Here is a 21,872-nt window from a genome sequence, read left to right as displayed (position 1 = left end):
AGGGTCGAAAACCTCACCTATCTTCTGCGGTTTCATCGAGGAATTGTGTCAAATGATCGAATCGTCGTTTAAAATCGATGCTTTCGATCTGAACATTCTTACCGCATTGCAAAAAGATTCGTCGCTGTCGCAGCGGGATCTGGCCGAAAAGGTCGGCCTGTCGCAAAACGCCTGCTGGCGACGCCTCCAGCGCCTGCAGGCAATCGGCGTGATCCGGGGCTCGCATGCAGACATTGATCTCGACGCTTTGGGGCTGGATCTCACCGTGTTCGTGATGATCCGCACCCGCCATCACTCCAAGGAATGGAGCGACGGTTTTCGGCAGCATGTCGAGCGGTTGCCGGAGGTGATCGATTTCTATCGCATCGGCGGGGATTGGGATTATCTGATCAAGGTGGTGACCCGCGGCATGCGCGGCTATGACACCTTCTACCAGAAGCTCATCACCAATTTCGACCTCGCCACGGTCACCGGCTTCTTCTCGATGGAGGCGATCATCAACGGTCGCCCCGTGGATCTGAGCCGGTTGAGGTGAGGCGCCGTCTCCCGGCACCTCATCATTCTGTCGTTACATGACGCCGAAGCGTTCGAAGGCCTCGACGGTGCTCATGCCGGCCTCGATCGCCAGCCGCACCTTGTTTTCAGTCTCGGCCTTTTCCAGCGCCAGCGCGATCGCCTCGCGCTCCGCCAACTTCGGGATGACGAGCACGCCGTCGCGGTCGCCGAAGAGGATGTCGCCCGGCCGGATGCGGATGCCGCCGATCTCGATCGGGATGCCGTAGTCGACGACCTTGCCGCGTGGGCCCTGGTCCTGGGCGTAGGAGCCGTAGCAGAAGGTCGGGAAATCGAGCGCGAGAATGCCGGCGCTGTCGCGGCAATAGCCGTCGCAGATCGCACCGGCCGCCTTGAGTTTCATTGCTCGCGTCGACATCAGTTCGCCCCAGACCGCATAGCGCGGCGACGAGCCGGAACAGACGTAGATCTCGTTTTCCTTCAGGCTGTCGAGTGCATGGAACATCAGGCCGAAAGGCTTGGCGCTGAATTCCGAATGGCCGCCGGCCTCAGCGGTCGCGAAAAAATCCGCCTCCAGCACGGGCATCGCTCGGCCCACAGCGACCATGTCGTCGCGCAGCGCCTTGATCTGCGGCGGCAGGAACTGGTGCTGCAGGCCCATCGTGTCGAGAATGTCGCCGACCACGGCCGTGAACAGCCGGCTGCGCATGGCGGTAAAGAGTTCGGTATCGTCTTCAAAATGTTTCATGTCTTCCCTCAAGCCTTGTGCGCCATGGCCGTTGCAATGCCCTGCATGACGCCTCTGATTTCTGCGAGACCCTTCAAGCGCCCGATCAGCGAATAGCCGGGGTTGATCCGCTCCTTGCCGATATCGTCCGCGAGCAGATGGCCGTGATCGGGCCGAAGCGGGATCTGCCAGTCGGTGCGACCCTCGCGGACGCGGCGCTCCTGCTCCTGCATCAATGCCAATATCACCGCGGGCATGTCGCTCGATCCGCCAAGATGGTCGGCCTCGTAGAAGGATCCGTCTTCTTCGCGCTGGACGTTGCGCAGATGGGCGAAATGGATGCGCGGGCCGAATTCGCGCACCATGGCCGGCAAATCGTTGTCGGCGCGTGTGCCGTAAGAGCCGGTGCAGAAGGTGATGCCGTTGGCCGGACTGTCGACGGCAGCGAGAATGCGCCGGACGTCGGCCGGCGTCGAAACGATCCGCGGCAGGCCATAGAGAGAGAAGGCTGGGTCATCCGGATGGATGCAGAGCCGGATACCGACTTCTTCTGCGACCGGCACGATCTCCCTGAGGAAGCGCGCGAGGTTCTCATGCAAGATGTCGGCGGTGACGCCATTATATTCCGAGAGGGCTGCGAGGAAGCTCGCCCGGTTGAACTGGCGCTCGGTGGCCGGAAGACCGGCGATCAGATTGCGTTCGATCCGGTCGATTTTCGCCTGGTCCATCTCGTCGAAACGCTGGCGGGCGGCGGCGATCTGCTGCGTTGAGTAGCTGTCCTCCACATGCGGACGCTGCAGGACGAAGAGGTCGTAAGCGGCAAAATCGACAGCATCGAAGCGCAGCGCAAAGCCGCCATTGGCCAAAGGCTGCATCAGTTCCGTGCGCGTCCAGTCGACCACCGGCATGAAGTTGTAGCAGACGATGCTGATGCCCGAACGTGCCAGGGCGCGAAGCGTATCCTTGTACCAGCCGATATAGCGATCGCTATCTGGCGTCGCGAGCTTGATCGAATTGTGCACCGGAATGCTCTCGACGACGCTCCAGCGCAGGCCGGCCGCCTTGATCAGCGCCTTCTGCTTAAGGATAGCCTCATCGGACCACGGCGAGCCGTCGTAAATGTGATGCAGCGCCGAGACGATCCCTGTGGCGCCCGCCTGCCGGATGTGGCTGAGCGGCACCGGATCGTTGGGCCCGTACCAGCGAAAGCACTCTTCCATCAGTCTCATGCAGAACTCCTACCCGCTTCCGTGGCTATTGTTGGACCACAGCCAGCAATAATGTCCCATTGGTCCAACAATTCAAGTCTGAAAGCGGAGATTTCGCGTGAAAATCACCGATTAAGCTGAGGCCTTCAAATTTTCGCTTGACGGAAACTGCAATCTGGACCAACAAATAAGGCATCGCAGGGAGGAGAGCCGGTGAGCAGTTCGGTAAGGGAAGAGGTGTTGTCGGGCGTCGAGGCCGTGGAGCCGGGCAAGACCTCGGCCGTCGATCGGCTGGTCGAGCAGATCCGCGACATGATTTCTGAGCGTGGCCTTGGTGTCGGTGACGCGTTGCCGACCGAGCGTGATCTCGGCGAACAGTTCCAGGCCGGCCGCAACACCGTGCGCGAGGCGCTGCAGGTGCTGCGCGCCTATGGCATGGTCGAGACCCGGCCGAAGGTGGGCGCCGTGATCAGCGGTGGCCACGGCGAGGCGATCCGCCGGCTCTTTGCCTTTCACAACGGTATCTCACCGGACTCGTTTCATGACCTGCAGGGCTTCCGCCGCATCATCGAGACCGGTGTCGGCGAACACATCATCCTGACGGCCAGCGACGCCGATTTCGACCGGCTCGATGCGATCAATTCCAGGATCCTTGAGGCCGAGAGCGTCGAGGCAGCCGCACAGTGCGACTATGAGTTCCATTCGGCGATCGTCGAACTCTCGGGCAACCGCACGACGCTTGCCGCCTATCACATGCTGCGTTCGGTGATCGAGGAGGTCATGCGGCTCGGCAAGGCCGAACGTCCGGTGCACGCGGCGACCTTCGAGGCGCATGCCGAGATCATCCGGGCGCTGAGGGCGCGCGACCGCATCGCCTATGTCTACCTGATGAGCCGTCATCTGGAGTTCGGCATCCGCTTCGTCGATGCCGTGCCGGGCAGCTCGCAGCCACGATAAACATTTGGAGATTGGGTCCGAACCGCGCTTCACGCGGTGCGGGCAGCCATTTGCCGGATTTTCGCCCGTTGGTCCGGCGGCACGAACAGGGCACTTGGGAGGAGAACCAATATGAGCAACATGAAACGTCTGGCGCTTGCCGCACTTCTTGCCACCGTCAGCTTTGCGCCGGGCGCAGCCTTTGCTGGCGGCAAGGCGATCGCTGGCATCGTCTTCCAGCAGGACCAGTATTTCCGCGGCATCCAGATCGGCATGGAGAAGGCTGCGGAAGCCGCCGGCGACGAGCTTCTCGCCGGCAACAGCGACAGCAAGCTGGAGAAGGAAGCGCAGCTCATCGACACCTACATCGCTCGCGGCGTGAACTCGATCGTCGTGGCGCCGCTTTCGGCCGATGCCTCGGTGCCGGCGCTGAAGAAGGCGCGTGATGCTGGCATCACGGTCGTCACCTACGGCACTTCGGCCAATGGCGACGTCGCCCAGGCGACGGTGACGAGCTCGGACCGCGATATCGGCATCGGCACAGGCAACGCCGCAACCGACTTCCTGAAGACCCTCGGCAATGGTGGCAAGGTCAAGATCGGCACGCTCGCCTTCAAGGCACTGCTGCCTGAACAGTCGAACGCCCGCGTCGACGGGTTCTTAAGCGTCGTCAAGGACCAGGTCGATATCGTCGCCCAGCAGGATGCCTGGCTTGCCGAAAAGGCGCTCGCGGTCGCAAGCGACATGCTGACGGCCAATCCCGATATCCAGGTGATCTACGCTGCCAACGAGGGCGGCACGATCGGTGCGGTCCAGGCCGTGAAAAAGGCAGGCCTCGAAGGCAAGGTCTTCGTCTTCGGCACCGACGGTTCCGAGCAGCTCGCCAACATGTTGCTGAATTCCGACAACGTACTGCAGGCAACGACGGCGCAGCAGCCGCTCGAGGTCGGCAAGCAGGCGATCGAAGCGGCACAGAACCTGCTCGACGGCAAGAAGATCGAGACCAAGGTCAACGTGCCGGTGCTGCCTCTGACGCGCGCCGATACGCAGGCGGTCGCGGCCTACAAGGAAGGCCTGAAGGCGCTGAAGTGATTGGGTTTTGACGTCAGCCGAGCGGCGGGACATCGCGCCCGCCACTCCCTCGTCTTGCACAGCAGGAAATCCGCATGAGCTATCCGCAACCGAGTTCAGCCGCGTTGCAAGGGGTGCAGGGACGGCTGGACTTTCGGACCGTGACCAAGCGTTACGGTCCGACTGTCGCCCTCTCCGAATTCACCCACAGCTTCGCCCCCGGCCAGGTGCATGCCCTGATGGGCAAGAACGGCTCGGGCAAATCAACGCTCGTCAAGCTGCTTGCCGGCGTCACCGAGCCGACATCGGGCACGATCAGTGTCAATGGCGAGGATCGCCATTTCACCTCGCCGCATGATGCCTTTGCCGCCGGCATCGTCACCGTGCACCAGGAGCTCTCGCTGGTGCCGGAGCTTTCTGTCGGCGAGAACATCTTTCTCGGCCGGCTGCCGCATCGGCCTCGCGCCGGTTTCAGCGTCGTCGACTGGGCGGGCCTGCACAAGCGCGCCGGCGAATTGCTTGCCGACATGGGGCTTGCGATCGATTCCCGCCAGCCGGTTTCGGCGCTGAGCGTCGGCCAGCAGCAGGTGGTGGAAATCGTCAAGGCGATGTCCTTCAACCCGTCGATCCTGCTCTTGGACGAACCGACCTCGGCGCTGGCGTCGCGCGAGGTCAAGCAGCTCTTCGCACTGATCGAACGGCTGCGCGCCCGCGGCGTGACGATGATCTACATCACCCATCGGATGAGCGAGCTTTTCGAGATTGCCGATACCTGCACGGTGATCCGCGACGGCCATTACATCGGCGCGGTCGAGATGAAGGCGACGACGCCTTCGGCGATCGTCGGCATGATGTTCGGCGATGCCGCCCGCGCAACGCGGCCGCCGCGGCGCACGCTCGATCGCACCCGGCCGGTGCTCGAGGTGCGGGATCTCAGCCGCTCCGGGCATTTTCAGAATGTTTCTTTCGATCTCTATCCGGGCGAAATCCTCGGAATCGCCGGCCTGCTCGGCGCCGGGCGCACCGAACTGATGAGGGCGATCTTCGGCGCCGACCGGATCGACAGCGGTTCAGTGACGTTCAACAGTCGCGATATGACCGGTGCCAGCCCACGCGACATGCGCAAGGCGGGACTCGGCTACACGCCGGAAAATCGCAAGGAGGTCGGCCTCGTGCAGTCGCTTTCGACCGCCGACAATCTCTGCATGGCGAGCCTCGGCCCGATCTCCAACAGAGGCTTCATTTCGCGCCGCCGCGAACAGCCGCACGTGCGCCGCCAGATCGCCGATCTGCACATCAAGTGCGGCGATCCGGAACTGCCCGTGTCGTCGCTGTCGGGCGGCAACCAGCAGAAGGTGGTGATCGGCAAATGGTTGAACCGGCAGCCGTCGGTGATGTTCTTCGATGAGCCGAGCCGCGGCGTCGACGTCCAGGCCAAGCGCCAGATCTTCGACATCATCTGGCAACAGGCCGCCGATGGCCTTGCCAGCCTCTTTGTCTCGACCGAGCTCGAGGAGGTGCTGGAAGTCGCCGACCGCATCCTCGTCATGCATCACGGCGCCGTCGTCGCCGAAGTGGATCCGACGAAAACCGACCTGACCGAACTCTACGGCCTGTGCATGGAAGGGGCCAAGCAATGACACTCGTGAGCCAGACCACGGAAACAGGCGGACAGAACACGCCGCTCAAGTTTCTGAAAACCTACCCGATGGAGATCATTCTCGCCGCATTGGTGATTTTCCTGATCTTCGTCGCACCGGGCTTCGCCTCCACCAGCAATGTCTTGAACGTGCTGCGCACCGTCTCGATGCTCGGCATCATCGCCTTCGGCATGACGGCGGTTATCATCAGCGGGGAGATCGATCTCTCGGTCGGCGCCGGTGCCGCGCTCGCCGGCTGCATCGTTGCCTGGTTCGCCGACCGTTTCACCGACACGTTCGGTGACTGGGGCGCGGTCACCGTCGGTTTTGCGGTGGCACTTCTGCTCGGCTTCTCGCTCGGCTATCTCACCGGCCGTTTCCGGCAGTGGTTCAACGTGCCGACCTTCATCACCACCCTGGCGCTTTTCGCGGCACTCCGCGGTGTCGCCAATTTGATCACCGGCGGCTTCCCGATGTCGTCCTTCCCGCTCGGTTTCGATTTCCTCGGCGGCGGTTATCTCTTCGGCATTCCGTTCCCGGTCTATATCTTTGCGCTGACCTTCGCGGCGATGCACTTCCTGATGAAGTACACAAGCTTCGGCCGTGAGGTTTACGCGGTCGGCGGCAACATGGAGGCGGCACGTCTCTCCGGCATCGACATCTGGAAGGTGAAGGCGCTGACATTGGGCCTGACCGGCGCGCTAACCGCCGTCTCCGGCACGCTGATCGCCTCGCAGATCGGGGCCGGCACCGGGACGACGGCGACCGGCATGGAACTCGACGTGATCGCGGCCGTCATCATCGGCGGTACCTCGCTCTTCGGCGGCAAGGGCCGGATCTGGGGCACGCTGATCGGGGTGCTCTTCCTTGGATGCATCTCCAACGGCATGACGCTGATGAATGTCAGCGAATATTGGCAATACGTCGTGCGCGGCGGGATCATCCTCGGCGCCGTGCTCCTGAACCAGGTTCTGGAACGGGTGCGCTGAGACCGGCGCGGGGTGTCCGCATCCCGCTCCCCCTTATGACCAACGATCACGCTTATGATCTCGGGTCGACGCCGGCCCGGATCATCGCGATCCATCGCGGAGACAATCATGACTGAATTCAAGGGAAAGATCGCGCTGGTCACCGGCACGTCCGGGATCGGGCTTGCCTCGGCGATCCGGCTCGCCTCGTCAGGCGCCACCGTGCTTGCCTGTGGCAACGACGTCGCCACCAACGAGATCTTCGACCGCATAGCCAAAGAGCGCGACTTGCCGATGTCGACCCGACTGACGGACGTTGCCGTGGAAGCAGAGGTCGAAGCGGCCGTGCGCGAGGCGGTGCTGCGCCACGGCGGCCTCGACATCATCGTCAATGCCGCCGCCGTTCACCCCTATGGCACCGTGCTCGACACCAGCGCCGAGACCTTTGCGCGCTGCCTGTCGGTCAATGTCGGCTCGATATATCTCACCGGCCGCTTCGGCATTCCGGAAATGATGAAGCGCGGCGGCGGCGCGATCGTCAACATCTCCTCGGTGCAGGGTCATGCCTGCCAGCAGAACGTCGCCGCCTATGTCGCTTCCAAGGGCGCGATCCATGCGCTGACCCGCGCCATGGCGCTCGATCATGCGGCGGCGAAGGTCCGGGTCAATTCGGTCAGCCCAGGCTCGGTGCGCACGCCGCTGCTATCGCTTGCAGCCCGCACCTATGGCGGCGAGGGTGTCAGCGAGGCGGAAGCCTTTGCCCGCTTCGGCGCTGCACACCCGATCGGCCGCATCGGCGAGCCGGAGGAGGTGGCCGAGCTGGTCGCTTATCTCGCCTCGGATCGCGCCGCCTTCGTCACCGGCTCGGACTTCCGCATCGACGGCGGCCTCACCGCCGGCATCGGCGTCAAATAATCGGATAGGAAACGACAAGATGAAAATCGGCCTTGGGCTCTACCGGGAGCAACTCACCCCGGATAACTTTCAGTTTGCCTTGCAGGCGGGCGCGACCCACGTCGTCGCGCATCTCACCAACTATTTCGCCGGCAAGGATCCGAAGATCGACAGTGGCGACCAGGGCGGCTGGGGTGATTGCTCCGGTGACCGGCTCTGGACTTACGAAGAGCTGTCGGCGCTGGTGAAGGACGTGCGGGCCGGTGGGCTGGAAGTGGCGGCGATCGAGAACTTCTCGCCGCGCTTCTGGCATGACGTGTTGCTCGACGGGCCAGAGCGGGCGCAGCAGATCGAGGGGCTGAAGCAGCTCATTCGCGACGCCGGTCGCGCCGGCATTCCCTGCATCGGCTACAATTTCTCGCTTGCCGGCGTCTATGGCTGGACCCGCGGCCCCTATGCCCGCGGCGGTGCGGAATCCGTCGGCTTCGGCGTCGAAAACAGCATCGCGCCAAGCCCGGATGCGCCGATCCCAGACGGCATGGTCTGGAACATGCGCTATCGTCGTGGCGTCGCCGGCGCTGCCTCCGTTTCCGTCAGCTCGGCGGAGCTCTGGGACCGCCTCAGCCACTTCCTGAAGGAGGTCGTGCCGGTCGCCGAGGAGGCGGGCGTGGTGCTCGGCGCTCACCCGGACGATCCGCCAGCCGAGGAACTGCGTGGCACCGCGCGGCTCGTCAACCGTCCGGAGAAGTACGACCGGCTGATGGCGATCGTCGACTCGCCCTCGAACGGGCTCGAACTCTGCCTCGGCTCGCTGCAGGAAATGCCGGGAGGGGATATCTACGAGCACGTTCGTCGTTTCGCCCGCTCCGGCCGCATCGGCTACATCCACTTCCGCAACGTACGCGGAAAGATGCCGCGTTATGTCGAGACCTTCGTCGACGAGGGCGATATCGACATGGCCGAAATCATCCGCATCCTGCGCGACGAAAACTACCAGGGTGTGATGATCCCCGACCATACGCCGGCCATGACCTGCGGCGCCTCCTGGCATGCGGGCAAGGCCTTTGCGCTCGGCTACATGAAGGCGCTTGTGCAGAATGCCGAGGCGCTCGGCCCCGCGCGTTCGATCCCGACAAGCATCGCAGCGGAATAGGAGGCGGAGATGGCCCGTGAGCTCGTCTGTGTCGCGCCCGTCGGCGACCGCTGCGGCGAGGGCGCCGTCTGGTCGGCGGAAGAGGCGGCGCTCTACTGGACCGACATCAACCGCTTTCTGATCCACCGCTATGACGAGGCGACGTGCGCGGTCAGGACGTGGCTCTTCGACGAGCCGGTGGTGGCGATCTCGCTGACCCGTGAAGATGGGCGTCTGCTCATCGCTCTCGGCTCGAAGCTCATATGGTGGTGGCCCGAAACCGACCGGCGGCAGGATCACGGCTTCGTCCTGCCCGGTTCACCGCGTGTTCGGCTGAATGACGGTCGCGCCGATCCCCTCGGAAACTTCTGGGTCGGCTCGATGAAGAACAACGTGCTTCCGGATGGCCAGCTTGGCGACGTTGCCCCGGGCGAGGGCATCCTCTACCGGATCGCACCCGATGGCACCGTCACCGAATGGCGGCATGGCCTCGGCATTTCCAACACGCTCTGCTGGAGCCCGGATCGAAGCACCTTCTACTTCGGCGATACGCTGGCAAACGAGATTTACGCCTTCGACTATCATGCCGTGGACGGCTCGATTTCCGGCGAACGACCCTTCTTCACCGGTTTCGATCGCGGCGCGCCCGACGGCTCGGCGATCGACAGCGAGGGGTTCCTCTGGAACTGCCGTTATGGCGGTGGCTGCATCGCCCGTGTTGCGCCGGATGGCAGCCTTGCCGAGACGATCGATATGCCGGTCACCAACATCACCACCTGCACTTTCGGTGGCGCCGACCTGAAGACGCTTTACATCACCACGGCCGGTGCGGGGCCAGCCGAGCGTCTCGCCGGCAGCCTCTATGCCATGCGCGTCACGGTCGCCGGCATGCCGGAAAACCGGTTCGGGGCGGCTACAAAGTGAGCGCGGAGACCACACGGCGCGCGCTCGCCTGGGCGCATGGCTGCCTCTCGGTGCAGTCGCTCGGCGGCATGCTCGGCCCGGTGCTGTTCCTGCTTCCGGACGGGCGGCAAGTCAGCCCCTTGCAAGTTGCGCCTTGGGGCAACGATCCCGAGCGCGAGACGCTGCCGGAAATCCTGAAGGAATTGCGTGGCGAGTGGCCGTGTGTGCCTTTCGGCAGCGACGCCAGCCGCACGCTTCCTGCAGGCTGGTCCGTAGACGGTGAGAGTTTCGACGGCGCCGGCGTGCCGCATGGCCATAGCTCCAATGTCCATTGGGCGTGGGGTGCCTGCGACGACCGCCAGATAGCGATGGAATGCCATTATCCGGAGAACCATCCGATCCGACTGTTGCGGCGGCAGATCGTGCCGGATCCAAATGCGCCCTCCATCGACATCACCCTGGAAATCGAGGCCCGGCGTCCGTGCCGCCTGCCGATCGGCCTGCATCCGACGTTCCGACTGCCGAGCCGTCCCGGTTCGGTCACGATCGAACCCGGCGCCCATGATCGCGTCTGGAGTTTTCCCGGCGATGTCGAACCGGGCGCGGCTCTGTTCTCGCCCGATCGGCAATGGTTATCGCTCGGCAAGGTCGAGACGCGCAAAGGTGTCATGCTCGATGCGTCGCAGGTGCCGCTTGTCGAGGAGACCGAGGACCTGCTGCAGCTCTCGGGCATCGACGGCAGCCTCGCGCTCCACTATCGCGACGAGGGTTTTCGCGCGCGGCTCACTTGGCAGAACGAGCATTTCCCAAGCTTGCTGCTCTGGTACAGCAACCGCGGTCGCAAGGCCTACCCCTGGAATGGGCGGCACGTGGCGCTCGGCGTCGAGCCGATCGCATCCGCCTTCGATCTCGGACCGGCTGTCTCCACGGGCGACAGCCCCATCGCGGGATCCGGCGTTGCAACGGCGATTGCCTTCGAACCCGATCAGACCTTCACCACCCGCTATCGGCTTTCCGTCGAAGCCGCTCCGATCGGCTGAATGGTCGCTCGCTGAGACATATCCAACTGAAAGCCAAGAGAATGAAATTGTTGCGTCTCACCGTCGACGGCTCTGCCGTGCCCTGCATCCTCGATGGCGAGGGCAAGGCGCGGGACGTGTCTTCGCTCGTCCAGGACTTCACGGCGGAGACTTTGCCTAGTGTCTTGGCAGTGCTCTCCGGCGCCGATTTCGCGGCGCTCCCTGTGATGCCGGTGGTCGATGCGGACATCCTGCCGCCGGTCGCAAGGCCCGGTACAATCTGGTGCGTCGGCCTCAACTACTCCGACCATGCGGAAGAGGCGGGACTGCCAGTGCCGTCCGAACCGATCCTCTTCAACAAGGCGGCCGGCACCTATTGCGGCCCGAACGCACCGCTTCTCCACACCGAGAAAATGTCGAAGCTGGACTGGGAGGTCGAGCTCGGCATCGTCATCGGCAAGCAGGCGCTCAACGTATCGCGCGCCGAGGCTATGGACCATGTCCTCGGCTACACGATCGTCGACGATGTCTCCGAACGTGCCTGGCAGATGGAGCGTGGCGGGCAGTGGGTGAAGGGCAAGAGCTTCCCGAATTTCTGCCCGACGGGCCCCTGGCTTGTGACGAAAGACGAGGTTCCGGACCCGCAGGCCCTGTCGATGTGGCTCGACGTCAACGGCGAGCGCATGCAGGCGGGTACGACCGCGCGCATGATCTTCGACGTCGCGACCATCGTCTCCTACATGAGCGAGTTCTGCGTGCTGGAGCCCGGCGATCTCATCTGCACCGGCACGCCCCCCGGCGTCGGCATGGGCAAGAAGCCGCCGCGCTATCTTGGGCCCGGTGACGTGGTCGAACTCGGTATCGATGGACTCGGCCGCCAGCGTCAGGTCGTTCAATCCCTCTAGACATGCAGAAGGGTCTCACCATGAAGGAAAAGACGGGACGTTTGACCGGGGGCATTGCCGTGGTCACGGCTGCCGGCCAAGGCATCGGCCGCGCGGTCGCCGAACGACTGATGGCTGAAGGCGCCGAGGTCCACGCCAGCGACATCAATGCCGAGCTGCTCACCACCCTCGACGGCGCCGCGACGACGCGGCTCGATGCGACGGATCATGTGGCGGTCGGTGCCTATTTCGACGCCTTCGCCCGGGTCGATATCCTCGTGCACGCGGTCGGTTACGTGCATCAGGGCACGATCGAGGAATGCTCGCCCGCCGATTGGCGGCGCTCGGTGAACATTACGCTCGACAGCGCTTACAACGTCATTGCCGGCGCAATCCCGAAGATGAAGGCCAATGGCGGCAGCATCATCACCATCGGATCGGTTGCCTCCTCGATCAAGGGTTTCCCGCGGCGTGCCGCTTATGGCGCCGCCAAGGGTGGCGTCATAGGCCTGACCAAGGCGGTGGCAGCTGACTACGTTTCTCAGGGCATTCGCTGCAATTCGGTCTGCCCCGGCACTGTCGCGTCACCCTCCTTGGAAGAGCGCATCGGCGAACTTGGCGAAAAGCTTGGAAGCCGGGATGAGGCCTACCGGTCCTTCATCAGCCGCCAGCCGGCCGGCCGGTTCGGCACGGTCGAAGAAGTCGCCGCCATCTGCGCCTTCCTCGCCTCCGACGAGGCGGCCTTCATTACCGGCCAGGCAATCAACATAGACGGCGGCATCACGATCTGAGACGCCGCATTCTCGCAAGGCCGTGAAATGCAAAACACCTCCGGATGCGCTCCGGAGGTGTTGGTTTTCGTAGGCTTGTGGGCGTCGGCGTGACGCCGTTCAGGATGGGTTGTCGCTTACGCCGACAGCGCCTTGAACTCGGCAAGGATGGCGTCGCCCATCTCGGTGGTGCCGACCTTCTTTGCCCCTTCGGCCATGATGTCGCCGGTGCGGATGCCCTGGTCGAGCACGGTGGCGATCGCCTTCTCCAGATTGTCGGCTTCCTTCACCAGGTTGAAGGAATAGCGCAGGCACATGGCGAACGAGGCGATCATCGCGATCGGGTTGGCGATGCCCTTGCCGGCAATGTCGGGTGCCGAGCCGTGCACCGGCTCATAGAGCGCCTTGCGCTTGCCGCTGACACCATCCGGCGCGCCGAGCGAGGCCGAGGGCAGCATGCCGAGCGAGCCGGTGAGCATCGCCGCCACGTCCGACAGCATGTCGCCGAACAGGTTGTCGGTGACGATGACGTCGAACTGCTTGGGCTGGCGCACCAGCTGCATGCCGCCGGCGTCCGCCAGCATGTGCTCGAGCTGGACGTCGGAGTATTTCGCCTTGTGCGTCTCGGTCACCACCTGGTTCCACAACACGCCCGACTTCATGACGTTGCGCTTTTCCATCGAGCAGACGCGGTTGTTGCGGGTGCGGGCCAGCTCGAAGGCGACGCCGGCGATGCGCTCGATCTCGTAGGTGTCGTAGACCTGGGTGTCGATGCCGCGCTTCTGGCCGTTGCCGAGATCGATGATCTCCTTCGGTTCGCCGAAATAGACGCCACCGGTCAGCTCGCGCACGATCAGGATGTCGAGGCCTTCGACCAGTTCGGGCTTCAGCGACGAGGCGGCGGAAAGCGCCGGGTAGCAGATCGCCGGGCGCAGGTTGGCGAAGAGCTCGAGATCCTTGCGCAGGCGCAGCAGACCGGCTTCCGGGCGCACCTCGTAGGGCACCGCATCCCACTTCGGACCGCCGACGGCGCCGAACAGCACCGCATCGGCGGCAAGCGCCTTCTTCATGTCCTCTTCCGAGATCGCCTGACCGTGGGCGTCATAGGCCGAACCGCCGACCAAGCCCTCGTCCGTCACGAAGCCGGCACCAAGCTCGGCATTCATGTAGGCGATGATTTTGCGGACTTCCGCCATGGCTTCCGGGCCGATGCCGTCGCCGGGGAGGATGAAAAGTTTGCGGGCCATTGTCGGCACTCCTGTGGTTTTCAGTCGGTGTAAAGCGGCACGGCCGCGTTGATAATGATGCGGGCTAGACCGCTGCCTTCGCGCCTTCGATCTGTCCGATGCGCTCTCGCAGCGTGTTGGCGACAGCCTGCGAAGCCGGAGCGAGGGCGATTTCAAGATTGGCGTTGCCGCCGTCTACCTCGATCGCGAGTTTCGAGACGCTGACGCCGAGCCGGCGAACGATGTCGAGCAGGCGGGAAACGATGTTTTCGAGATCGCCGCTTTCGATGGTGTAACGCATGGTGTTGCTCATCATGCGACCTTTGGCCATGGGCGCTGCTGAGGGCGCATTGTCTCGAAGGCACGCGCGAGGCGCAGCACGCCGATGTCGTCGAACTGCTGGCCGATGATCTGCAGGCCGATCGGCAGGCCGCCCGAGGTGTAGCCGCAGTTGAGCGAGATTGCCGGCTGGCCGCCCATGTTGACGGCGACTGTGAAGGCGATGTGTTCGAACGGCTTCTGCGGGTCGTTGACCGGCGAGGCCCATTCGGCCGGATAGGAGGCCGTCGGGGCCGTCGGCGACAGGATGAAATCATAGCCGGAAAGTGCCGCATGCAGCGCGTTGCGCATGGCGTCGATCTGGGCGAAGCCGGTATAGACCTCGCGGCCGGAGAAATTCTCGGCCGTTTTGATCCAGTCGAAGATATAGGGCAGGATCTGCGCCTGTTTTTCCGGCGAGAGGCGCGACACGTCTTCCCAGCCGCGCGCCCGCCAGAAGCGGTCGAGACCGTCGATCATTTCGCGCGTCAGGAAGGGGCCGATCGGCTCGATGATCGCGCCGGCATCGGCAAAGAGCTGTGCCGCCTTCTTGACCGCCTGTTCCGTTTCTTGCGTGACCGACTGGCCGAAGCCGGCGTCGAGCCAGAGGCCGATCTTCAGACCCTTCAGATCACGATCAAGATCGAGCCAGGGAATGTCGGCATAGGGCAGGGACATGGTGTCCCGGGCGTCCGGCTGCGACAGCACCGACATGTAGAGTGCCGTGTCGGCGACCGTCCGGGTCATCGGGCCGGCAACGCGGCCGATAAAGGGCGGGTTGATCGGCACGCGGCCGGCCGAAGGCTTGAGCCCGACAATGCCGCACCAGCCGGCCGGCAGCCGGACCGAGCCGCCTATATCCGTACCGATGTGCAACGGTCCGTAGCCGGCTGCAGCGGCAGCACCGGCACCAGCGCTTGAACCGCCGGGATTGGCCGAAAGGTCCCACGGATTGCGGGCAAGCTTGTGGAAGCTGGAAAGGCCGGAAGACAGCATGCCGTAGTCCGGCATGGTGGTCTTGGCGAGAAGGATCCCGCCCGCCTCGCGGGTGCGGGCTGCCGGCGGCGCGTCGGCGGTTGCAGGCGTCAGCGACACGGCAGCACAGCCGAGCGGCACGGCGGTGCCCTTGGTTGCGATGTTTTCCTTGATCGTCACCGGCACGCCGTCGATTGCGCCCAGAGGTTCACCCTTTGCCCAGCGCTCTTCCGATGCCTTGGCGGCCTTGCGCGCCTCGGCCGGGTCATAGGCCCAAAGCGCGTTCAGCTTTGGCTCGGAAGCGTCGATGCGGGCAATCACCGCTTCGGTGACCTCGACGGGGGAAAGCTTCTTCGAGCGGTAGGCGTCGACGAGATCGACGGCGGAGAGATCGGCGAGTTCGGACATGGGGCACTTCCTAGGCAAAATGGCAGCGGGCGGACCAGGCCGGCGTCACCGGCTTGGCCTCAGGCGTTCGGGTCAGACAGATCTCCTGCCTGCGGGAACAGACGGCAGCATAGGCGCAGCCGGCTGCGGTCGTTGCGGTATGGACGGGCGTTTGCGGCGGCCCAGCGGAACGCACCCGCTTGCGCCGTCCGGAAAACGGTTTCGGCACGGCAGCGACCAGCGCCTGAGTATAGGGATGGCGCGGGTTGTCGAAGACCTCGGCCGTCGGTCCTTCCTCGACGATGCGGCCGAGATGCATGACGGCAACCCGGTCGGTGATGGCGCGCACGACGCCGAGATCGTGGCTGATGAACAGATAGGAAAGGCCGAGCCTTTCCTGCAGGTCCATCATCAGGTTCAAAACCTGCGCCTGGATCGAGACGTCGAGTGCAGACACTGGCTCGTCAGCGACGATCAGGGCCGGCCGGGTGATCAGCGCGCGGGCGATGGCGATGCGCTGGCGCTGGCCGCCGGAGAATTCGTGCGGATACTTGTCGGCCGACGCCAAGGGTAGGCCGACGGCTTCCAGCACCTCGGCGATGCGCCGGTTGCGCTCCGTGGTGCCCGTTCCACGCTCCAGCGAAACGATCGGCTCGGAGATGATCGTCCGAACCGTGTGGCGCGCATCGAGCGAGCCGTAGGGATCCTGGAAGATCGCCTGAAACCCCTTGCGCGCCTCTCGCAGTCCGGCGCGATCGAGCGCGTAGATGTCCTTGCCGGCTATCGATACCTGGCCCGATTGCGGCCGCTCCAGCCCCATCACGGCGCGGGCCAGGGTCGACTTGCCGGAGCCGCTTTCGCCGACGATGCCGAGGCTCTGGCCGGCGGCGAGTTCGACGCTGACACCATGGAGCACGCGCAGGCGGCTCTGCTTCGAGAAGATCGACGGGCGTGGCAGGTCGTATTCGCGCACCAGATCGGTGGTTTTGAGGATCACCTCGCTCACGGGGCCACCATCCTTTCGCGCGGATGAAAGCAGGCGGCGCGATGCTCCACGTTTCCATCGGTATTGATCAGGTCGAGTGCCGGGATCGCCTGACGGCAGTCGGCCTCGGCGAAGGAACAGCGGTCCGCAAAGGAGCAGTGGGATGGACGGCCAAAGGGATCCGGAACGATACCGGGGATGGCATTCAGCCGCGGGCGCCCATCGCCTTGATGGCGGGAGCCAAGGGCCGCGCCATGCGGCGACGCGGCGAAAAGGCCGCGGGCATAGGGATGCGCCATGCGCGCAAAGACATCGTCCGTGCGCCCGGTTTCGATGATGCGGCCGGCATACATGACCGCGATGCGGTCGGTCATCTCGGAGACGACGCCGAGATCGTGGGTGATCAGCATCAGTGCTGTGCCGGTGTCTTCGATCAGCTCGTCGAGCAGATCGAGGATCTGCGCCTGCACCGTAACGTCGAGCGCCGTCGTGGGCTCGTCCGCAATCAGCAGATCCGGTTCGCAGGCGATCGCCATGGCGATCATCACGCGCTGGCGCTGGCCGCCGGAGAGCTGGTGCGGGTAGAGATCGAGGTCGAAGCGCGGCGCCGGCAGGCCGACGCGGTCGAGCAGCGCACGCGCTTTCTTCTCCGCATCGGCCTTCGTTTCGCCGAGATGCAGCCGCCGTCCCTCGGCGATCTGCGCGCCGATCGATTTGACCGGATTGAGCGCCGTCATCGGCTCCTGGAAGATCATCGCCATGCGCCGGCCGCGATAGCCGCAATAGTCGGCTTCGTCCAAGCCCGCGAGATTGCGGCCGTCGAAGGAAAGTTCGCCGCGCACCCGCATGCGCTGCGGAAGCAGGCCCATGACGGCAAGGGCTGTCATCGACTTGCCGCTGCCGGACTCACCGACGATCCCAAGCCGTTCGCCGCGGTTGAGTTCGAGATCGATGTCGCAGACGATATCGACCGTGCTTTTGCCCGCGGTGAGTTCGACCGACATGCCGGCCATGTGAAGCAAGGGTTTGGTCATCGTTGCCGCCTCACGCGCGGGTCGAGAATGTCGCGCAGGCCATCGCCGAGCAGGTTGAGGCCGAGCACGGCGAAGGTGATCGCCAGGCCCGGGAAGATCGCGAGCCAGGGCGCCTGATAGATGAAGGTCTGGGCGTCGTTCAGCATCTTGCCCCAGCTCGGCATCGGCGGCTGCGTGCCGAGGCCGACATAGGAAAGGCCGGCTTCGGCAACGATCGCCAAGGCGAACTGGATCGTCACCTGAACGAGCAGCACGTGGTTGATGTTGGGCAGGATGTGCAGAAACGTGATCGCGACGTCGCCGCGGCCAGCGCAGCGCGCGGCCTGCACATATTCGCGTTTCCAGAGGCCCATTGAGGCACCGCGGGTGACGCGGGCAAAGACCGGAATGTTGAAGATGCCGATCGCGATCATCGCGTTGGTAGCGCCCGGACCGAAGATCGCGGTGATGATGACGGCGGTCAGAAGCGCCGGGAAGGCGAAGGCGAGGTCGCTCATGCGCATGACGAGACCATCGACAAAGCCGCCGCGAGCAGCCGCCCAAGCGCCAAGCGGCACGCCGATGCCGGCACCGACGAGAACCGCGACGATCGAGACGCTGATCGAGTTGCGGGCGCCGACCATGATCATCGACAGGATGTCGCGGCCGAAGTTGTCGGTGCCGAACCAATGGGCAAGGCTCGGTCCCTGCAGCTTGTCGCGGAAATTCATCGCCGTCGGCGAATAGGGCGTCCAGACATAGGAGACGAGCGCCATCGCCACGAGGATGACGGTGACGGTGGCCCCGATCGTCAGATTTCGGCTGCCGATAAGCTTGGAGATGAGGCTGGGTTGCGCGGCGGTTGCAGGAGCGGACATCAGTGGCCTCCCCTCGACAGGCGCGGATCGAGGTAACCGTAGACCAGATCGACGAGGAAATTGATGGTGATGACGGAGGCGGCAAGCAGGGTCACCAGCGTCTGCACCGTCACGAGATCGCGCTGCGCGATCGCCTGGAAGACGAGGCGGCCGATACCCGGCAGGTTGAAGACATTTTCGATGATGATCGTGCCGGCAAGCAGGAAGGAAAATTGCAGGCCGATAATGGTGACGACCGGAATGAGCGCATTGGGCACCGCATGCTTCCAGAGAGCGCCCGAACGGCTAAGCCCCTTGGCGCGCGCGGTGCGGATGAAATCCTCGCCGAGCGTCTCGATGACGGCCGAGCGCGTGACGCGTCCGAGAATGGCCGCAAGTGGCAGCCCGAGTGCGAGCGCCGGCAGGATGAGCGAATGCAGGCCGTTCCAGATGCCACCTTCCCAGCCGGCAAAGCCGGAGGCCGGGAACCAGGCGAGCTTCAGCGCGAAGAGCAGGATGAAGAGAAGCGCCAGCCAGAAGTTCGGGATGGCGACGCCCACCTGGGCGATGCCCATGACGACGGTGTCGCCGGCCTTGCCGCGGTTGGCGGCGGCATAGACGCCGATGGCGATGGCGACGGCGACCGAGATTGCCATGGAGAGCAGCGCCAGCGGCAGCGTCACCAGGATGCGCGGGCCAAGCAGCTCCCGGATCGGCACCGAATAGGTGAGGCTCATGCCGAAATCGCCGACGACGAAGCCGCCGATCCAGTGGAGGTAGCGGATCCAGATCGGCTGATCGAGGCCGAGCTGCCGGTGCAGCGCCGCGATCGCATCTGCGTCGGCATTCATGCCGAGCATCAGCACGGCGGGGTCGCCGGGCAGCACCTGCATCAGCAGAAAGACGATGACTGAGGCGACCAGCGTCGTCAGCAAGAGCGACACGAGGCGACCGCCAATGAAGGAAATCACATCAACCTCCCGGAAAGAGCGAGCGTTGACCGGCGCCGGGTGCGTCAATCAACGGCAGATCTGCGTCCGCCCCAACGAGGGGCAGATGCTGGAGCGGGGTGCGGATTTCCGTCCGCATCCCGCTCAATGAAAGTCGATCAGTTTTCCCAATAGGTCTGGGTCTGGTCGTCGGCCGGCACCGGCATGTTCTTCCAGAGACCCTTCACCTTCTTGTTCCAGACGCCGATCTTCGGCAGCGCGTAGAGGAAGACGTTCGGTTCGTCCGCTGCGAGCTTGCGCTGGAGCTGGCCGATCAGGTCCATCTGCTCGGCCTCGGTCGCAGCCAGCGTGTAGGACTTGTAGAGCGCCTTGTATTCCGGGTTCTGGTAGTTGAAGTAGTACTTGTCGCGCGCATAGATATCGAGGTCGCGGGCTTCCGCATGGGCGATGATCGTTGCGTCGAAGTTCGAGTTCTTGAAGACCTGATCCAGCCATTGTGCGAACTCGATCGGAACGAGGTTCACCTTGATGCCGACTTCGCTGAGCATGGCCGCGATGATCTCGCCGCCGCGGCGGGCATAGGCCGGCGGCGGCAGCATGATGGTGATTTCGAGGTTCTGAACGCCCGCTTCCTGCAGCAGTTGCTGCGCCTTGCCGGGGTCATAGGGGTAGGTCTCGTTCAGATCGACATAACCGGGTTCGACCGGCGAATAATGCGAGCCGATGGTCGTGCCGAAGCCCGAGTAAGTGCCTTCGACCAGCGCCTTGCGGTCGATCGCATGGGCAAGCGCCTGCCGCACGCGCACGTCGTCGAAGGGCTTCTTCGCATTGTTGAGCGCAAGCACCACCTTGCCCGAGGTGCTGCCGACCTCAACCTGCAGGTTCGGGTCGCTCTGGAACTGGCTGACCAGTTCTGCGGCCTGGAACATCGGGAAGGCATCGACGTTGCCGGCAAGAACGGCGGCCGCTGCAGCCGAGGGGTCACTGATGAACTTGAAGGTCACTTCGCTGAGCTTGGCCGGTTCGCCCCAATAGTCGGCGTTCTTTTCCAGCACCACCTTGTCGCCCTTCGCCCATTCCTTGAACTTGAACGGGCCGGTACCGACCGGCTTGGTCTTGTTGTCGGCGGCCGACGACGGCGCGATCATGACCGCGTCGCCCCAGGCCATGTTGAAGAGGAAGTTGGAGGCCGGGCGCTTCAGCGTCACGACCGCGGTGGCCGGATCCGGGCATTCGGTCTTTTCGATCGGCTCGAACAGGCCCTTCTGCGCATTGGTGGAATCGGCCAAGACGGCGCGCTCATAGGAGAATTTCACCACCGAGCAGTCGAAAGCCGTGCCGTCATGGAACTTGACGCCCTGGCGGAGCTTGAAGCTGTAGGTCTTCTGGTCGTCGGAGATCGTCCAGCTCTCGGCGAGCAGCGGCTTCACCGTGCCGTCTTCCACCACCCGGACGAGACCTTCGAAAAGGTTGCCGTAGGTGATGTAGCGGATGGGTGCGGCGGCGCCCGCGGTCGGGTCGAGGCCCGGCGGCTCGAGCACCTGGCCGACGGTGATCGTATCCTTGGCCATCGCCGGCGTCAGCGACGCGGCGATGAAGCACGAGGCAAGCGCCAGTTTCGTCAAATTCATCATGGTTCCCCCGCTTTGCGGTTTCGTTGTTTATGGTCCCGGAAATCAGGTCGAAATAATCAGATCGAGCGTCCGCCGTCGACGTCGAGCGCCACGCCGGTGATCATCGACGCCTGCGGCGAGGCGACGAAGAAGGCGGCCTCCGCAAGGTCTTCCGGCTTCAGCAGGCGTCCGAGCGGAATGGAATCGCGGAACTTCTTGCGGATTTCGTCGGAGTCCTCGCCCATGAAGGTGGTCAGCAGCGGCGTTTCGCCGGCAACCGGGTTGAGCGCGACAACGCGGATGTTGAAGGGCGCGAGTTCGATCGCGAGCGCCTTGGTGGCAGAAACGACCCAGCCCTTGGTCGCGTTGTACCAGGCAAGGTTCGGACGCGGCCGGTTGGCGCCGGTCGAAGCGATGTTGACGATAACGCCCGCCTTGTTTTCCTTCATGTGCGCCAGCAGCGCCCGCGTCATCAGGTAGACGCCGCGCACATTGACGCCGAGGATACGGTCGAATTCGTCGGGCTCGACCAGCTCGGCATTCTGCGGCTTGTGGCCGATGCCGGCATTGTTGATCAGGATATCGACGTGCCCGAACTGCTTGAGACCCGCCGCAACGGCCGCGTTAACGTCGGCTTCCTTGGCGATATCGGCAACCACGGCGATGGCATTGCTGCCGAGTTGCTTGGCGACGCGCTCTGCACCCGCAGCATCGCGATCGACGACGATGACCTTGGCGCCGCCTTCGACGAAGCGCTTGGCAATGCCTTCGCCGAAACCGGAGCCTGCGCCGGTGATGAGAGCGACTTTACCTTCCAGTGACACTTTGTTGTTCCTCCCAAGGAGACTTAGATCATGGGTTGGAGCGCGATGCGGGTGGAACG

General features: G+C 64.0%; 22 protein-coding genes. 11 read left to right on the top strand and 11 right to left on the bottom strand.

Annotation, left to right across the window (positions count from 1 at the left end; all coding sequences use genetic code 11):
- Window positions 1-52 precede the first annotated feature (52 nt).
- Window positions 53-535: an Lrp/AsnC family transcriptional regulator gene (locus tag IB277_RS28355; RefSeq protein ID WP_060529326.1), complete on the top strand. Its 483-nt coding sequence runs from the start codon at window positions 53-55 to the stop codon at window positions 533-535.
- A 33-nt stretch (window positions 536-568) separates the two neighbouring features.
- On the opposite strand, the gene IB277_RS28350 is transcribed toward IB277_RS28355, so the two are convergent.
- Entirely contained in the window at window positions 569-1,261 is a 693-nt protein-coding gene (locus IB277_RS28350; RefSeq protein WP_089042912.1) for an RraA family protein, read from the bottom strand.
- An 8-nt stretch (window positions 1,262-1,269) separates the two neighbouring features.
- Window positions 1,270-2,460, bottom strand: coding sequence for a mannonate dehydratase (gene uxuA, locus IB277_RS28345; RefSeq protein ID WP_112975292.1), 1,191 nt, complete (start codon window positions 2,458-2,460; stop codon window positions 1,270-1,272).
- Window positions 2,461-2,661: 201 nt separating this feature from the next.
- On the opposite strand from uxuA, the gene IB277_RS28340 reads away from it, so the two are divergent.
- The 10 genes from IB277_RS28340 (at window position 2,662) to IB277_RS28295 (ending at window position 12,686) form a co-directional block, all read left to right on the top strand.
- Window positions 2,662-3,405, top strand: a complete 744-nt coding sequence (locus IB277_RS28340; RefSeq protein ID WP_051659113.1) for a FadR/GntR family transcriptional regulator — start codon at window positions 2,662-2,664, stop codon at window positions 3,403-3,405.
- Between the two features lie 111 nt (window positions 3,406-3,516).
- A complete protein-coding gene (locus IB277_RS28335) occupies window positions 3,517-4,476 on the top strand; it encodes a substrate-binding domain-containing protein (protein WP_051659114.1) in 960 nt (319 codons plus the stop codon).
- A gap of 74 nt (window positions 4,477-4,550) precedes the next feature.
- Window positions 4,551-6,095 (top strand): sugar ABC transporter ATP-binding protein, encoded by a 1,545-nt coding sequence (locus tag IB277_RS28330; protein WP_113135777.1) that lies wholly within the window; start codon window positions 4,551-4,553, stop codon window positions 6,093-6,095.
- Window positions 6,092-7,084 carry an ABC transporter permease gene (locus IB277_RS28325; protein WP_034787896.1) on the top strand — a complete coding sequence of 331 codons (993 nt, stop codon included), beginning with the start codon at window positions 6,092-6,094 and terminating at the stop codon, window positions 7,082-7,084. The genes IB277_RS28330 and IB277_RS28325 overlap by 4 nt, the downstream gene beginning before the upstream one ends.
- 108 nt (window positions 7,085-7,192) lie before the next feature.
- Window positions 7,193-7,978, top strand: coding sequence for an SDR family NAD(P)-dependent oxidoreductase (locus tag IB277_RS28320; protein WP_034787900.1), 786 nt, complete (start codon window positions 7,193-7,195; stop codon window positions 7,976-7,978).
- A gap of 19 nt (window positions 7,979-7,997) precedes the next feature.
- Window positions 7,998-9,110, top strand: coding sequence for a mannonate dehydratase (locus IB277_RS28315; protein ID WP_034787903.1), 1,113 nt, complete (start codon window positions 7,998-8,000; stop codon window positions 9,108-9,110).
- A gap of 9 nt (window positions 9,111-9,119) precedes the next feature.
- Entirely contained in the window at window positions 9,120-10,013 is an 894-nt protein-coding gene (locus tag IB277_RS28310) for an SMP-30/gluconolactonase/LRE family protein (RefSeq protein WP_060582278.1), read from the top strand.
- Entirely contained in the window at window positions 10,010-11,032 is a 1,023-nt protein-coding gene (locus tag IB277_RS28305; RefSeq protein WP_034787909.1) for a hypothetical protein, read from the top strand. Before IB277_RS28310 ends, IB277_RS28305 begins: the two co-directional genes overlap by 4 nt.
- Window positions 11,033-11,073: 41 nt before the next feature.
- Window positions 11,074-11,916, top strand: a complete 843-nt coding sequence (locus IB277_RS28300) for a fumarylacetoacetate hydrolase family protein (protein WP_192356991.1) — start codon at window positions 11,074-11,076, stop codon at window positions 11,914-11,916.
- A gap of 20 nt (window positions 11,917-11,936) precedes the next feature.
- Window positions 11,937-12,686, top strand: a complete 750-nt coding sequence (locus IB277_RS28295; RefSeq protein WP_192356993.1) for an SDR family oxidoreductase — start codon at window positions 11,937-11,939, stop codon at window positions 12,684-12,686.
- Window positions 12,687-12,802: 116 nt separating this feature from the next.
- On the opposite strand, the gene leuB is transcribed toward IB277_RS28295, so the two are convergent.
- The 9 genes from leuB to IB277_RS28250 all read right to left on the bottom strand — a co-directional run bounded on the left by leuB (window position 12,803) and on the right by IB277_RS28250 (window position 21,813).
- A complete protein-coding gene (gene leuB / locus IB277_RS28290; RefSeq protein WP_192339325.1) occupies window positions 12,803-13,912 on the bottom strand; it encodes a 3-isopropylmalate dehydrogenase in 1,110 nt (369 codons plus the stop codon).
- Window positions 13,913-13,976: 64 nt separating this feature from the next.
- A complete protein-coding gene (locus IB277_RS28285; RefSeq protein WP_134886311.1) occupies window positions 13,977-14,192 on the bottom strand; it encodes a hypothetical protein in 216 nt (71 codons plus the stop codon).
- An 11-nt stretch (window positions 14,193-14,203) separates the two neighbouring features.
- Window positions 14,204-15,592: an amidase gene (locus IB277_RS28280; RefSeq protein ID WP_089042908.1), complete on the bottom strand. Its 1,389-nt coding sequence runs from the start codon at window positions 15,590-15,592 to the stop codon at window positions 14,204-14,206.
- Between the two features lie 10 nt (window positions 15,593-15,602).
- Complete coding sequence (locus IB277_RS28275; RefSeq protein WP_192372189.1) at window positions 15,603-16,577, bottom strand: oligopeptide/dipeptide ABC transporter ATP-binding protein; 975 nt, start codon at window positions 16,575-16,577, stop codon at window positions 15,603-15,605.
- Window positions 16,574-17,590 carry an ABC transporter ATP-binding protein gene (locus IB277_RS28270; RefSeq protein ID WP_060608125.1) on the bottom strand — a complete coding sequence of 339 codons (1,017 nt, stop codon included), beginning with the start codon at window positions 17,588-17,590 and terminating at the stop codon, window positions 16,574-16,576. Before IB277_RS28270 ends, IB277_RS28275 begins: the two co-directional genes overlap by 4 nt.
- Window positions 17,587-18,447 (bottom strand): ABC transporter permease, encoded by an 861-nt coding sequence (locus IB277_RS28265; RefSeq protein WP_060521844.1) that lies wholly within the window; start codon window positions 18,445-18,447, stop codon window positions 17,587-17,589. The genes IB277_RS28270 and IB277_RS28265 overlap by 4 nt, the downstream gene beginning before the upstream one ends.
- Window positions 18,447-19,397 carry an ABC transporter permease gene (locus IB277_RS28260; protein WP_034801757.1) on the bottom strand — a complete coding sequence of 317 codons (951 nt, stop codon included), beginning with the start codon at window positions 19,395-19,397 and terminating at the stop codon, window positions 18,447-18,449. Before IB277_RS28260 ends, IB277_RS28265 begins: the two co-directional genes overlap by 1 nt.
- 137 nt (window positions 19,398-19,534) lie before the next feature.
- Entirely contained in the window at window positions 19,535-21,010 is a 1,476-nt protein-coding gene (locus tag IB277_RS28255) for an ABC transporter substrate-binding protein (RefSeq protein ID WP_192372187.1), read from the bottom strand.
- Between the two features lie 56 nt (window positions 21,011-21,066).
- Complete coding sequence (locus tag IB277_RS28250; protein ID WP_192356996.1) at window positions 21,067-21,813, bottom strand: glucose 1-dehydrogenase; 747 nt, start codon at window positions 21,811-21,813, stop codon at window positions 21,067-21,069.
- Window positions 21,814-21,872: the final 59 nt, after the last annotated feature.

Origin of the sequence: Ensifer sp. ENS07, assembly GCF_014852185.1 — a bacterium.
Lineage (GTDB): Bacteria > Pseudomonadota > Alphaproteobacteria > Rhizobiales > Rhizobiaceae > Ensifer > Ensifer adhaerens.
The sequence above is the reverse complement of the archived record's forward strand: the minus strand, read 5'-3'. Positions and strand labels throughout refer to the sequence as shown.

Excerpts from the sequence above, each read along its gene's own strand:
- IB277_RS28355 (WP_060529326.1), top strand. The coding sequence starts at position 53 with ATGATCGAATCGTCGTTTAAAATCGATGCTTTCGATCTGAACATTCTT.
- IB277_RS28350 (WP_089042912.1), bottom strand. The coding sequence starts at position 1,261 with ATGAAACATTTTGAAGACGATACCGAACTCTTTACCGCCATGCGCAGC.
- uxuA (WP_112975292.1), bottom strand. The coding sequence starts at position 2,460 with ATGGAAGAGTGCTTTCGCTGGTACGGGCCCAACGATCCGGTGCCGCTC.
- IB277_RS28335 (WP_051659114.1), top strand. The coding sequence starts at position 3,517 with ATGAGCAACATGAAACGTCTGGCGCTTGCCGCACTTCTTGCCACCGTC.
- IB277_RS28330 (WP_113135777.1), top strand. The coding sequence starts at position 4,551 with ATGAGCTATCCGCAACCGAGTTCAGCCGCGTTGCAAGGGGTGCAGGGA.
- IB277_RS28325 (WP_034787896.1), top strand. The coding sequence starts at position 6,092 with ATGACACTCGTGAGCCAGACCACGGAAACAGGCGGACAGAACACGCCG.
- IB277_RS28320 (WP_034787900.1), top strand. The coding sequence starts at position 7,193 with ATGACTGAATTCAAGGGAAAGATCGCGCTGGTCACCGGCACGTCCGGG.
- IB277_RS28315 (WP_034787903.1), top strand. The coding sequence starts at position 7,998 with ATGAAAATCGGCCTTGGGCTCTACCGGGAGCAACTCACCCCGGATAAC.
- IB277_RS28310 (WP_060582278.1), top strand. The coding sequence starts at position 9,120 with ATGGCCCGTGAGCTCGTCTGTGTCGCGCCCGTCGGCGACCGCTGCGGC.
- IB277_RS28300 (WP_192356991.1), top strand. The coding sequence starts at position 11,074 with ATGAAATTGTTGCGTCTCACCGTCGACGGCTCTGCCGTGCCCTGCATC.
- IB277_RS28295 (WP_192356993.1), top strand. The coding sequence starts at position 11,937 with ATGAAGGAAAAGACGGGACGTTTGACCGGGGGCATTGCCGTGGTCACG.
- leuB (WP_192339325.1), bottom strand. The coding sequence starts at position 13,912 with ATGGCCCGCAAACTTTTCATCCTCCCCGGCGACGGCATCGGCCCGGAA.
- IB277_RS28285 (WP_134886311.1), bottom strand. The coding sequence starts at position 14,192 with ATGCGTTACACCATCGAAAGCGGCGATCTCGAAAACATCGTTTCCCGC.
- IB277_RS28280 (WP_089042908.1), bottom strand. The coding sequence starts at position 15,592 with ATGTCCGAACTCGCCGATCTCTCCGCCGTCGATCTCGTCGACGCCTAC.
- IB277_RS28270 (WP_060608125.1), bottom strand. The coding sequence starts at position 17,590 with ATGACCAAACCCTTGCTTCACATGGCCGGCATGTCGGTCGAACTCACC.
- IB277_RS28265 (WP_060521844.1), bottom strand. The coding sequence starts at position 18,447 with ATGTCCGCTCCTGCAACCGCCGCGCAACCCAGCCTCATCTCCAAGCTT.
- IB277_RS28255 (WP_192372187.1), bottom strand. The coding sequence starts at position 21,010 with ATGATGAATTTGACGAAACTGGCGCTTGCCTCGTGCTTCATCGCCGCG.